Source organism: Gordonia sp. 852002-51296_SCH5728562-b (genome assembly GCF_001665475.1).
GTDB classification, from domain to species: domain Bacteria; phylum Actinomycetota; class Actinomycetes; order Mycobacteriales; family Mycobacteriaceae; genus Gordonia; species Gordonia sputi.
The window spans coordinates 92,770-105,341 of sequence record NZ_LZMI01000061.1 but is presented as its reverse complement, the minus strand read 5'-3'; the positions used below and the strand labels follow the sequence as shown (position 1 = coordinate 105,341).

Genomic DNA, 12,572 nt, shown 5'->3' with positions numbered 1-12,572 from the left:
ATCGTGGTGAACGTCGTGTTGGCGGCGATCACCCTCGCCAAGGGCAAGCTGTGGACCGGACTGGTCCCCATGTTCTTGTTCTTGATCGCGTTCATAGCGACGTTCATCTTCATCCGCATCAGCGTTCGTTTGATTCGCGCGGAGGTGCGCTGGTGGCCGGGCAATGTTGCGCCGGGCGGACTCCACCTCCACCACGAGTTCTTCGGCGTGATCGTCATGGTGTTGTCGGGGTTCGGGCTGATCGCGATCTCTCGTTTCGACACTCCGATCACCGACTGTGTGCTCGCGGCTCTGTTCGGAATCGGTTGTGCGCTCGTGCTCGACGAATTCGCACTCATCCTGCATCTGCGAGACGTGTACTGGGAGAAGGAGGGTCGGGCATCGGTCGACGCCGTGTTCGTCGCCATCGCGATCGGCGTGTTGTTCCTCATGGGTTTTCGCCCGCTCGACCTGACCTCAGCGGCCGATGAGTTCCGCGATGATCCGACCGTGCCGGCACGGATCGTCGTCGTTCTCGGCATCGTGGTGAACGTCGTGTTGGCGGCGATCACCCTCGCCAAGGGCAAGCTGTGGACCGGACTGGTCGGTATGTTCTTTCCGGTCCTGTTGGTGGTCGGCGCGATTCGTATTGCGCGACCTGCGTCGCCGTGGGCGCGGTGGTTCTACCGCAGCCGAGAAGGCAAGTACGACAAAGCGGTACGACGCGAACAACGGCTTCGGGAACCGCTCATTCGGTGGAAGATTGTCGTGCAGGAAACGCTCGCGGGCCGATTCGGCGTCCCAGACCTGCCGCCGGACCCGATGCCTGAGGCAGTTGCGGCGGTTCCGGGTGGCGTCGCACTTCCGAGTAGGGCCGCGACGGCCGTGCGTTGGCGGCGGGTGCGACGTCGGCTGCGTGTGGTCCCCACCTGGCGGCTGCCGGTGATCCTCGTGCTGCTCGCCATCATCGCGGCCCTGTTGTGCATCACGATCGACGAGAACATCGGCCTCGACGTCGACTCGGGAACCCTGGCGACCGTGCTTGGCGTGATCGCCGGGGCCACAGCCACTTTGACAGGTCTGGTCTTCACCGCGGTGACACTCGCGATGCAGTTCGGGGCGTCGCAGATCTCGGTCCGCGTCATCCCCATGCTGCAGCGCGAGCCGGTGATGCGCTGGTCTGTCGGCTTCTTCCTTGCCACATTCGTGTTCAGCGTGATGGTGGCGATGGATCTCGCTTTGACCGGTCCCGACGACGGAACCCCGGGCGCCTCGACGGCGATTGCGGCCTTCCTGACGGTGGTGTCGGCGATCCTGTTCGTCGCGTTGGTCAGTAAGGTCGGCGCGGTTCTCAACGTTGCGCAGTTGATGCGGTGGATCGCTGCGGACGGTCGTGCGTCGATCCGTCGGCTGTACCCGGAGGAGTCGCTCCAGACCCAGTTGCCGAGCGTGGCGCCCGCTCCCGACACCACACTCGGCGAAGAGCCACGCCATGTGATCATGTTGCGAGAGATAGGTTCTCGAGGGCGGGTGCTGCTCGCGGTGAACGTGCCGATGCTGGAACGTTACGCGGCGGCATGGGGTGTGAGATTCGATCTGCTGGTGATGGTCGGCGACAACGTGCCGCACAACGTCGGCGTGATCGCGGTGGTCGGCACGCCGCGGGGCGGGCCGGTGCCAGAGCACAAAGTATTGCGGTGCTTGCTCTTCGGCGACATGCATCAGCCGTCGGTGAGTCCTGTTGCCGCGCTGCAGGCCATTTCGGATATCGCCCTCAAGGCGATCTCGACTGCTGGCAATGATCCGAGCACGGTGGTGTTGGCGCTCGACCACATCGAGGACATGCTGCTGATGCTCGCGCCGCGGGTCCACGCCGACGCGGTTCGACGCTCACGCGCTGTGCGCGGCTATCGACGTACGTGGGCGGACTATGTCGCGATCGGTACCGATGAGATCCGCAGGCACAGTCACGGCCAGGCTCAGGTGCATCGGCGATTGCGCGCGCTCTACGAAACCGTTGCGTCACAGTGCGGCGCGGATCAACAGCCGCCGATCGTCGAACGTCTTGCGGCACTGGACGAGCAGGTCGCGCTCGATTGGCCGATAGGCCTCGACCGTCGGCTCGCGCAGCGTCCGGACCGGCAGGGTTACGGCTCCGAGAGAGGGTCGACGTTCGACTGAGCACGCGCTCCGACGTCGACCACCGGAACCTCGGCGATCGCGGCGGTCCCACCGCCGGGACGTCGGGTGACGGTCAACGAGCCGCCCTGCTGCTCGAGGCGCACCCGACGCGAGACGAGTCCGATGTGTCCCTCGGCGACGCGACGATCGAGCGTCGACTCGTCGACGCCGCGCCCGTCGTCGACAACAATCACACGGGCTGTGCCGTCGTCGAATTCGACTGACAGTTCGACGGTATGGGCGTCGGCATGTTTGACCACGTTGGTCAGCAGCTCGCGTGCGGTTGCGAACAGCATGGGATCGGACGTGGTGCGCAGATCGCTCGGCCAGCCGACGGTGTCCACCGAGATCGTCAGCGGGGCACGCTGTTCGACCGAGGCCGCGAGATCGGTGACCGCCGCGGCGAGTCCTCCCTGTTCGAGCACGGCGGGATGGAGTTCACCCAACGTCGAGCGCAGTAGCCTCGACGCCTCGCGCAGCGCTGTGTCGACCCGTGCGAGAGCGTCGGGATCGGTGCCGTCGCGCGCCGCATCGAGTTCCTGCCGCGCGCCGAGAACGTACTGCAACGCGCCGTCGTGGAGGTGCTCGGCGAGGTCGCGACGCTCGCGTTCCTCGATGCGGACGGTCTCGTCGAGAAGTCGAGCACGTTGTGCCGCAAGAGATCCGATCGTCGACACCCGTGAACGCTGAACGGTCGAGAGCATTACGCTGCCCAATGCGAGGATCGCGACGACAAGCGTGCGCATCGCGATGAGCGACCACGGTTCGCCGTTGGGGACACGGGCCAGAGCGCTCGCGAGGAAGTAGACGACGACGGTCGGGATCACCACGAGCGCACAGACTCTGGGGCGCAGTTGCGTCGCGGCGATCATCGGGATGGCGACGAATCCGTTGACGAGTACGTCCGAGGTCCAACTGACCTGATCGGAACGACTCGCCACGACGATCAGGACGACGAGGACCGCGAGGTCGACAAACAAAGCGAGCCAGGCGAATCGGATCATTCCTACCCGTATTCGGGAGGCCGCCAGCACACCTGCGAGACACCAGACGGCGTAGAGCACCGCGACCACGATGCAGAACGCGGCACCGTCGGCGGGTGGATCGAGGAGCACGGTCGCCAGCACGAAGACGGAGAGCAACATGCGCAGCACGACCTGCACTCGGACACCGAGCAGTGCGTGATCGATCAGGATCTCGGAGATGCGCGGCTCGTCGATCAGCTCCGTCAGGCCGAGCTGCGGCGCCTGGCCATCCGGGTTGCCCGAGCGTCCATAGCTCAGGCGTCTGAACAGTGAGGGTCGAGTCATTCGAGAAGTCCGCGACGCATCGCCTCGGCGACGGCAGCAGCGCGGTCGGACACGCCGAGCTTCTCGTACAGGTGTTGTGCATGCGTTTTGACCGTCGACGCCCCGATGAAGAGCTCGCCCGCGACCTGCGGGATCGACAGGCCGCGGGCGAAGCCTTCGAGCACCTGGCGTTCACGCTCACTGAGCGCCGGGCCGTCGTTGCGCGCGTGCGACCTGATCTCACCGACGAGCCCGGCAGCCAACTCCGCGGGGACCACCGTCTCGCCCTTGGCAACCCGCGTGACGGCTCCGACGATCTCGTCGCGGCTCGACTCCTTGCTCAGATACCCCGCCGCACCCTTCTCCAGCGCAGCGAAGACGATGGGCGCGTCGGTGACAGCGGAGAGAACAAGGACCCGCGTCCGCAGTCCGTCCCTGGTGACCGCGTGCGCGACGTCGACTCCGGTCAGCCCCGGCATCTGATAGTCGACGACGGCCACATCCGGCAGCTCACCGCAATGAGTTCGAGGCCCGACGGGCCGTCACCTGCCTCACCCACCACGCGTACGCGGCCACTCTGGGTGAGTCCGCGGGAGATGCCATCCCGGAAGAACGGATGGTCGTCGATCACCACAGCAGTCACCAGCGATTCCACCGACTCAGGATAGGGGTTCGACGCCTTGTTCGTTGTGCGTAACCTGCGCAATCAGCGGCGATGTGGTAGCCGGATTTCAATACTGGGTACCCCCCGTGAGAAAATATTCGACAATGCTCATGAAGCAGTGGGGTGTCAGCGCGATCTCAGGGTCGGCACACCCCCGCCAGCAACGGCGCTGGCACGAGGCAGCCACCGAGTGATCACAGGATCAGCCCAGGTCAGCCCACGATGAGGGTGGATTCTGTTGGCTCGGTAGGACTGCTGTCAACGACGAAACGGGTGACAGCTCTGCGCAACGTCGCGCACCTAGTGAGGCGAATACATGAAGCACGCTCCAGGCCCCATTGGGCTCTATGACCCGGCCAACGAACACGACGCGTGCGGTGTTGCGTTTGTTGTCGACATGCATGGTCGTCGCAGCCGCGACATCGTGGACAAGGCGATCACCGCGCTGATCAACCTCGAGCATCGTGGTGCCGCGGGCGCAGAGCCGAACACCGGCGACGGTGCCGGAATCATGATCCAGGTCCCCGACCGCTTCCTGCGTGAGGTTGTCGACTTCGAACTGCCCGCCGAGGGCAGCTACGCGACCGGTATCGCCTTCCTGCCGCAGGGCTCGAACGACGCCGCGACCGCCGCCGAGGGCGTCGAGAAGATCATCGAGTCCGAAGGTCTGACCGTGCTCGGCTGGCGCGAGGTACCCACCAACGAGAACGGCCTCGGTGCGCTCGCGCGCGACGCGATGCCGACCTTCCGTCAGGTGTTCCTCGCCGGCGCGTCGGGCATGGAGCTCGAGCGCAAGGCATTCGTCGTGCGCAAGCGTGTTCAGCACGAGCTCGGCAACAAGGGTGCAGGCGCCGACGGCCCGGGCCGCGAGACCGTCTACTTCCCGAGCCTGTCGGGCACGACCTTCGTCTACAAGGGCATGCTCACCACCCCGCAGCTGCGGGAGTTCTACCTCGACCTGCAGGATTCGCGGGTGGAGAGCGCGCTGGGCCTCGTGCACTCGCGCTTCTCGACCAACACCTTCCCGTCGTGGCCGCTCGCGCATCCGTTCCGACGAGTCGCCCACAACGGTGAGATCAACACCGTCACCGGCAACGAGAACTGGATGCGTGCCCGTGAGGCACTGATCGACACGTCGCTGTTCGGCGACGGCGCAGCGCAGAAGATCTTCCCCGTGTGTACGCCCGGAGCGTCGGACACGGCACGCTTCGACGAGGTGCTCGAGATGCTGCACCTCGGTGGGCGCAGCCTGCCCCACGCGGTCCTGATGATGATCCCCGAGGCGTGGGAACGTCAGGAGGCGATGAAGCCGGAGCACCGCGCGTTCTACGAGTACCACGCGTCACTCATGGAGCCGTGGGACGGACCGGCATCGGTGTGCTTCACCGACGGCACCGTCGTCGGCGCTGTGCTCGACCGAAATGGCCTGCGCCCCAGCCGAATCTGGGTCACCAAGGACGGCCTCGTCGTGATGGCCTCCGAGGTCGGCGTGCTCGACATCGACCAGGCCGACGTCGTGCAGAAGCTGCGACTGCAGCCGGGCCGCATGTTCCTCGTCGACACCGAGGCCGGCCGCATCGTCGACGACGAGGAGATCAAAGACGAACTCGCCGCCGAGCATCCGTACGCGGAGTGGCTCGAGAAGGGCCTCGTCCACATCGACCACGTCAAAGCCTTGCCGCATGAGCACATGTCCCACCACCGGGTCACGTTGCGGCAGTTGGTGTTCGGTTACACCACCGAGGAGCTCAACCTGCTGGTCGCGCCGATGGCGAAGACCGGAGCCGAGGCCATCGGCTCGATGGGTACCGACACCCCGATCGCGGTGTTGTCGGCACGCCCGCGGATGCTGTTCGACTACTTCCAACAGCTCTTCGCGCAGGTGACCAACCCGCCGCTCGACGCGATCCGCGAGGAGATCGTCACCAGCATCGGCGGAACCATCGGGTCCGAAGCCGATCTGCTGCACCCGGGTCCCGAGTCATGCCGCCAGATCGCGCTTCCCTCACCGGTGATCGACAACGACACCCTTGCCAAGTTGGTCCGGATCAACGAGGACGACGCGCTGCCCGACTTCCGCAGCATCCAGATCCACGGGCTCTACCCGGTGGCCGAGGGTGGTGCCGGGTTGCGCAAGGCGCTCGACGAGATCCGCGCCAAGGTCAGTGCTGCCATCGACGACGGTGTGAGCCTCGTCGTGCTCAGCGACCGCGAGTCCGACGAGACGCTCGCGCCGATCCCGTCGTTGCTGCTGACGGCCGCGGTTCACCATCATCTGGTCCGCGAGCGCAAGCGCACGCGCGTCGGCCTGATCGTCGAATCGGGTGATTGCCGCGAGGTCCACCACGTCGCCACGTTGGTGGGATTCGGTGCGGCAGCGGTCAATCCGTACATGGCATTCGAATCGATCGAGGACATGGTCGAGCGCGGAGTGCTCGGCGATATCGATTTCGAGACCGCCCGCAACAACTACGTCAAGGCCGCAGGCAAGGGCGTGCTCAAGGTGATGAGCAAGATGGGCATCTCCACGGTCGCCTCGTACACCGGCGCTCAGCTCTTCCAGGTGATCGGTCTCGACCAGGACACCGTCGACGAGTTCTTCAGCGGGATGAACAGCCAGCTCGGAGGCGTCGGGCTCGACGAGATCGCCGCCGACGTCGCAACGCGACATGCCTTGGCGTTCAACGACCGTCCGTCCGAGCGCGCACACCGTGAGCTCCCGGTCGGCGGCGAGTACCAGTGGCGGCGCGAGGGTGAGTACCACCTATTCAACCCGGACACCGTGTTCAAGCTTCAGCACGCAACGCGCAGCGGTCAGTACAAGGTGTTCAAGGAGTACACCAAGATGGTCGACGATCAGTCGGCCCGAATGGCAACTCTGCGTGGACTGTTCGACTTCAACTTCGGCGATCGCGACCCGATCCCGATCGACAAGGTCGAACCCGCGAGCGAGATCGTCAAGCGCTTCTCGACGGGGGCGATGAGTTTCGGTTCGATCTCGGCCGAGGCACATGAGACCTTGGCGATCGCCATGAACCGACTCGGCGGACGGTCGAATTCCGGTGAGGGCGGCGAGGATCCGCGTCGTTTCCATCACGACGAGAACGGCGACTGGCGTCGCAGTGCGATCAAGCAGGTCGCGTCGGGACGCTTCGGTGTCACCTCGCACTACCTGAGCAACTGCACCGACATCCAGATCAAGATGGCGCAGGGCGCGAAACCCGGTGAGGGTGGCCAGCTTCCGCCGCACAAGGTGTACCCGTGGGTCGCCGAGGTTCGTGGTTCGACGCCGGGCGTCGGCCTAATCTCGCCGCCGCCGCACCACGACATCTACTCGATCGAGGATCTCGCCCAGCTGATCCACGATCTGAAGAACGCCAATCCGCAAGCGCGCGTTCACGTGAAGCTCGTCAGTGAGCTCGGCGTCGGAACGGTCGCCGCGGGTGTGTCGAAGGCACACGCCGACGTCGTGCTGATCTCCGGCCACGATGGCGGTACCGGTGCGTCGCCGCTGACGTCGTTGAAGCATGCCGGTGCCCCCTGGGAGATCGGTCTCGCCGAGACGCAGCAGACCTTGCTGCTCAACGGACTTCGCGACCGCATCTCGGTGCAGGTCGACGGTCAGCTCAAGACCGGCCGCGACGTGGTGATCGGTGCACTGCTCGGAGCCGAGGAGTTCGGCTTCGCGACGGCGCCTCTCGTCGTCTCGGGTTGTGTCATGATGCGCGTCTGCCATCTCGACACCTGCCCGGTCGGCGTCGCCACCCAGAATCCGCTGCTGCGTGAGCGTTTCACCGGCAAGCCGGAGTTCGTCGAGAACTTCTTCATGTTCATCGCAGAAGAGGTACGCGAGCTGCTCGCTCGCCTCGGGTTCCGCACGCTGCAGGAGGCCGTCGGCCACGTCGAGGCTCTCGACACGACCAAGGCGCTCGCACACTGGAAGTCGTCGAAGGCGGGCAAGCTCGATCTGTCGCCGATTCTGTCGACGCCCGAATCGCCGTTCATGAACCAGGATCTGTACTGCTCCGGCGTGCAGGACCACGGTTTAGAGAAGGCGCTCGACCAGCAGCTCATCGCGCAGAGTCGTGAGGCGATCGATCACGGCACCCGGGTGTCGTTCACGTCGAAGATCACCAACGTGAACCGCACCGTCGGAACGATGCTCGGCCATGAGGTCACCAAGACGCATGGCGCGCAAGGGCTTCCCGAGGGCACGATCATCATCGACTTCGAGGGTTCTGCAGGCAATAGCTTCGGTGCGTTCGTGCCGAAGGGCATCACGCTTCGACTCGAGGGCGACGCCAACGACTTCGTCGGTAAGGGCCTCTCGGGTGGACGTATCGTGGTGCGCCCGCCGGCGAATACGCCGGAAGGCTTTGTCGCAGAAGACAACATCATCGCCGGAAACGTGATCGGCTTCGGTGCCACCAAGGGTAAGATCTTCCTGCGCGGCGTCGTGGGAGAGCGTTTCTGCGTACGTAACTCCGGTGCCACCGCGGTGGTCGAGGGCGTCGGCGATCACGGCTGCGAGTACATGACCGGTGGACGTGTGGTGGTGCTCGGCGACACCGGACGCAACTTCGCGGCCGGTATGTCGGGCGGCATCGCCTACGTGTACGACCCGGAGAACAAGCTGGGTACCAACCTGAACCCCGAACTCGTCGACCTCGAACCACTCGACGACGAAGACATCGAGTTCTTGTCCGGCATCATCGGTGAACATCGTGGCGAGACGGCGTCGCCGGTCGCCGCGGCGATCCTCGCCGATTGGGAGAACACCCAGCGGGCGTTCGCCAAGGTCATGCCGCGCGATTTCAAGCGCGTGCTGGCTGCGATCGACGCCGCAGAGAAGTCCGGACGAGACGTGAACGAAGCGATCATGGAGGCCGCACGTGGCTGACCCCAGAGGATTCCTCAAGCACACCGAGCGTGAACTGCCCGAGCGGCGGCCGGTCGACCTGCGGTTGATGGACTGGAAAGAGGTCTACAACGAGTTCGACAAGTCGGAGCTACAGACCCAGGCCAGCCGCTGCATGGACTGCGGTATCCCGTTCTGCCACAACGGTTGTCCGCTGGGCAACCTGATCCCGGAGTGGAACGACCTGGTCTACCGGGATCAGTGGAAAGAAGGCATCGAGCGCCTGCACGCGACCAACAACTTCCCGGAGTTCACGGGGCGTCTGTGCCCGGCGCCGTGCGAGGCGTCGTGCGTGCTCGGTATCAATCAGCCCGCGGTGACCATCAAGCAGGTCGAGGTGGAGCTGATCGACAACGCCTTCGACAGCGGCTGGGTGCAGCCCGTGCTGCCGAGCGAGCGGACTGGCAAGTCGGTTGCCGTCGTCGGTTCGGGGCCCGCGGGACTCGCAGCGGCGCAACAGCTCACCCGTGCGGGCCACACGGTCTACGTGTATGAGCGTGCCGACCGCATCGGCGGACTGCTGCGTTACGGCATCCCCGAGTTCAAGATGGAGAAGCGGCACATCGACCGTCGTCTCGAACAGATGAGGGCCGAGGGCACCGTCTTCCGTACCGGTGTCAACGTCGGCGTCGACATCACCGTCGCGCAGCTTCGTCAGGACTTCGACGCCGTTGTGCTCGCGATGGGTTCGACGATCGGTCGCGATCTGCCGATTCCGGGCCGCGAGCTCGACGGTATCCACCAGGCGATGGAGTTCTTGCCGCAGGCCAATCGAATTCAGCTCGGCGACACCGTCGACGGGCAGATCAGTGCCAAGGGCAAGAAGGTCGTCATCATCGGCGGCGGCGACACCGGCGCCGACTGCCTCGGCACGTCGCTGCGTCAAGGCGCTGAGGTTGTACACCAGTTCGAGATCATGCCCAAGCCGCCGACCGAGCGAGCCGAGTCGACCCCGTGGCCGACGTACCCGCTGATGTATCGCGTGTCGTCTGCCCATGAAGAGGGCGGCGAGCGGGTTTTCTCGGTCAACACCGAGCAGTTCATCGGCGAGAACGGCAAGGTCACCGCGCTCAAGGCGCACGAAGTTGCCATGCGTGACGGTCGATTCGAGAAGGTCGAGGGCTCAGACTTCGAGCTCGAGTGCGATCTGGTGCTGTTGGCCATGGGCTTCGTCGGTCCTGAGCGCGTCGACCTGCTCGACAAGCTGGGCGTCGAATACGACCAGCGCGGCAACATCAAGCGCGACAACGACTTTGCCGCGGTCGGGCAGGAGGGCGTGTACGTCGCGGGCGATGCCGGGCGCGGACAGTCGCTGATCGTGTGGGCCATCGCGGAGGGTCGCTCGGCTGCGGCCGCCGCGGACCGGTACCTCGCGGGCGCGTCGGATCTGCCCGCACCGATCGTGCCGACGCAGGTCGCGCAGCGCTGACCTGCCCCGCTGGGTGGTGATCTCGACCAGCGGGACGGCTCGACCAGCGAAAAGCGCTTGACCGGCGGTCGGGGCGCTCAGAGCTTCTCGAGCACGCTCGTCATCTGGGTGGGCACCGAGTCGGCGAGGCGGCCGAAGATGGAGCTGAAGAGGGGTTCGCCGATCAGCTTGAAGCGGTGGAAGTCGACGAGCGCACGGTAGGTGACGCTCGTCGTTCCGTCGCCGAGGTCGGTGAACGAGAGGTCGTCCGACGTCGTGGCGGTCTTGTTGGAGCCGGAGAACACGACGTGGTCGGGGTCGTCGCGCGTCAGTTCGTAGGTCAGCTCGGTCGAGATTCCGAAGAGCTTCGACTTGTTGTGCCAACGCGTGCCAAGTGCGATCGGGGCGTTGTCCTCCTGCGTGCATTCCACTGTCCCCGGGTCCCATTCCTCGGCGTGGGAGAAGTCGCGCAGGTAGGCGACGATCACCTCACGCGGCTGTCGGACAGTGAAGGTGCGCGAGACGTCGACCATCGTGGGCCTCCTCATGTGTCGGATCACTCGGCTCTGTAGACAAACGTTCTATGAGAGTTCGGTGAGACGACGCTGCCGGATGGGTGCATCCCTGCCTACACTCTGTGGGTTGGATCGCGGCGATCGTGTCGCGGATACGTGTTCGTGGAGGTACAGGTCAGTGCGCAGGCTTCTTGGGATCGCAGTTGCGGTGGTGTTGGCGGCGTGTGGCGTCGGGGTTGCATCGGCGGGGTCGGCATCGGCCGCGCCGGGACCGTGCCCCAAGGTGTACGTCTTGGCAATACCCGGCACATGGTCGGACGGACCAGGTCTGCTCGGTTCCGTCACATCGAATCTCGGGCCTGACACCAAGGTCTCCTATGTCGGCTACGACGCCACGGCGTTCCCGTGGGAGAGCGCCATCTACGGAAAGTCGAAGGCACAGGCCGTAGCCAATACCAAGGGTCTTGCCCTGGAGATGCTCAAGCGTTGCCCGGGCACCAAGATCGCGCTCACCGGTTACAGCCAGGGTGCCGACGCCGCGGGCGACGTCGCGTCGGAGATCGGTACCGGCCGCGAGAAGATCCGTCCGCAGCAGGTCGCGGGAGTCGTGCTGATCGCAGACCCTCGGCGGTCGTCGAAAGACAACCTGGTCGGGCCGCCCCTAGCCGGGCAGGGTAGCGGCGGGCCACGCCTTGACGGCATGGGCTACGTGCTGCCGCGCGCCTTCACCATTTGCGCGCCCAAGGATCTCTACTGCAACGTGCCGCGTGAGTACTACGTGACGCGCGTGATCGGCTACCTCGCTGAAACCAGTGATCCGACGCCCAGCCAGGTCGGCCAGTATCAGGCCGAGGCGGGGGCAATCGTCAACGAGATGCTGACCAGGGGCGGGCCGGGCAACGTCGTCAACGAGCTGAGCAACGCTCGAGCGCGGCAGCAGATCATCGAGTTCAACCGGTTCTTGCAGTCGGGTTCACACGGCGACTACGGACGTTTCGAGGTCAAGCCAGGTGTGACGGCCGTGGAATGGGCACATCAGTTTCTCGCCGGATTGGGCTGAACCGCGCGTCGGTCTCTGACTGGTAACGAATCCTGTGTGACGATCGATACGAAGGGTGAGGTTGCGCCGACGCAGTCGGCAATACAAGATAGTAAAGATCGAATCCGTTCTGACGCAGGAAACGTATCGTCATGAAGCTGGCAGCAACGTTCCAGACACCCCGTCGACACTCAATGCTGAGTGCCATCACAGGCGGCCGACTCGGCCGCCATCGTGAGGCGCCGCGATTCCCCGCAGAGGCCGAACGCCTCGTCACCGCGGCGGAGCTCAAGCGACTGACTGCGTGAGCAGGTCGCCGGTCACCCCTCGGTGACCCGCGCCGATGCGTCGCCCAGAGAGATCACGTCGCCGACTATCAACTGTCGACCTCTGCGTGTTTCCACATCGCCGTTCACCGTGACGAGACCGTCGGAGATGACCTCCTTCGCCTCGGCTCCGGACTCGATGAGGTTCGCCAATTTCAAGAACTGACCGAGCCTGATCGCGTCACCCCGTACAGGTACGTCGAATGCGTCGTCGTCCATGCCTGAGATACTGCCTGACCGGCGAAGCGTACGC

Annotated in this window: 8 protein-coding genes and 1 pseudogene; 5 read left to right on the top strand and 4 right to left on the bottom strand. The window is 65.0% G+C overall.

All coding sequences use genetic code 11. From position 1 onward, the window contains the following. Positions 1 to 69: 69 nt before the first annotated feature. A complete protein-coding gene (locus A5766_RS11080) occupies positions 70 to 2,160 on the top strand; it encodes a DUF2254 family protein (protein ID WP_005206087.1) in 2,091 nt (696 codons plus the stop codon). Here A5766_RS11080 and A5766_RS11075 read toward each other — a convergent pair. After that, positions 2,127 to 3,470 carry a sensor histidine kinase gene (locus A5766_RS11075; protein ID WP_005206088.1) on the bottom strand — a complete coding sequence of 448 codons (1,344 nt, stop codon included), beginning with the start codon at positions 3,468 to 3,470 and terminating at the stop codon, positions 2,127 to 2,129. The genes A5766_RS11080 and A5766_RS11075 overlap by 34 nt on opposite strands. Continuing rightward, a pseudogene (locus A5766_RS11070) lies at positions 3,467 to 4,104 on the bottom strand (response regulator). The gene A5766_RS11075 and the pseudogene A5766_RS11070 overlap by 4 nt, the downstream one beginning before the upstream one ends. Positions 4,105 to 4,429: 325 nt before the next feature. On the opposite strand from A5766_RS11070, the gene gltB reads away from it, so the two are divergent. Then, a complete protein-coding gene (gltB, locus tag A5766_RS11065; RefSeq protein ID WP_064904745.1) occupies positions 4,430 to 9,013 on the top strand; it encodes a glutamate synthase large subunit in 4,584 nt (1,527 codons plus the stop codon). Then, complete coding sequence (locus A5766_RS11060) at positions 9,006 to 10,460, top strand: glutamate synthase subunit beta (protein WP_064904743.1); 1,455 nt, start codon at positions 9,006 to 9,008, stop codon at positions 10,458 to 10,460. The genes gltB and A5766_RS11060 overlap by 8 nt, the downstream gene beginning before the upstream one ends. A gap of 77 nt (positions 10,461 to 10,537) precedes the next feature. Here A5766_RS11060 and A5766_RS11055 read toward each other — a convergent pair whose 3' ends face one another. Next, a complete protein-coding gene (locus A5766_RS11055) occupies positions 10,538 to 10,972 on the bottom strand; it encodes an SRPBCC family protein (protein ID WP_064904740.1) in 435 nt (144 codons plus the stop codon). Positions 10,973 to 11,150: 178 nt separating this feature from the next. Between A5766_RS11055 and A5766_RS11050 the strand changes: the two genes are divergently transcribed. Further along, positions 11,151 to 12,014 (top strand): cutinase family protein, encoded by an 864-nt coding sequence (locus A5766_RS11050; RefSeq protein ID WP_231894619.1) that lies wholly within the window; start codon positions 11,151 to 11,153, stop codon positions 12,012 to 12,014. A 131-nt stretch (positions 12,015 to 12,145) separates the two neighbouring features. Then, positions 12,146 to 12,301, top strand: coding sequence for a hypothetical protein (locus tag A5766_RS24690; protein ID WP_197501426.1), 156 nt, complete (start codon positions 12,146 to 12,148; stop codon positions 12,299 to 12,301). Positions 12,302 to 12,313: 12 nt separating this feature from the next. Here A5766_RS24690 and A5766_RS11045 read toward each other — a convergent pair whose 3' ends face one another. Then, positions 12,314 to 12,538 (bottom strand): RNA-binding S4 domain-containing protein, encoded by a 225-nt coding sequence (locus tag A5766_RS11045; RefSeq protein ID WP_064862130.1) that lies wholly within the window; start codon positions 12,536 to 12,538, stop codon positions 12,314 to 12,316. Positions 12,539 to 12,572: the final 34 nt, after the last annotated feature.

What these genes read in the sequence shown, in the direction of transcription:
- A5766_RS11075 (WP_005206088.1), bottom strand. Translation starts at nt 3,470, where the DNA reads ATGACTCGACCCTCACTGTTCAGACGCCTGAGCTATGGACGCTCGGGC.
- gltB (WP_064904745.1), top strand. Translation starts at nt 4,430, where the DNA reads ATGAAGCACGCTCCAGGCCCCATTGGGCTCTATGACCCGGCCAACGAA.
- A5766_RS11045 (WP_064862130.1), bottom strand. Translation starts at nt 12,538, where the DNA reads ATGGACGACGACGCATTCGACGTACCTGTACGGGGTGACGCGATCAGG.
- A5766_RS11055 (WP_064904740.1), bottom strand. Translation starts at nt 10,972, where the DNA reads ATGGTCGACGTCTCGCGCACCTTCACTGTCCGACAGCCGCGTGAGGTG.
- A5766_RS24690 (WP_197501426.1), top strand. Translation starts at nt 12,146, where the DNA reads ATGAAGCTGGCAGCAACGTTCCAGACACCCCGTCGACACTCAATGCTG.
- A5766_RS11080 (WP_005206087.1), top strand. Translation starts at nt 70, where the DNA reads ATGTTCTTGTTCTTGATCGCGTTCATAGCGACGTTCATCTTCATCCGC.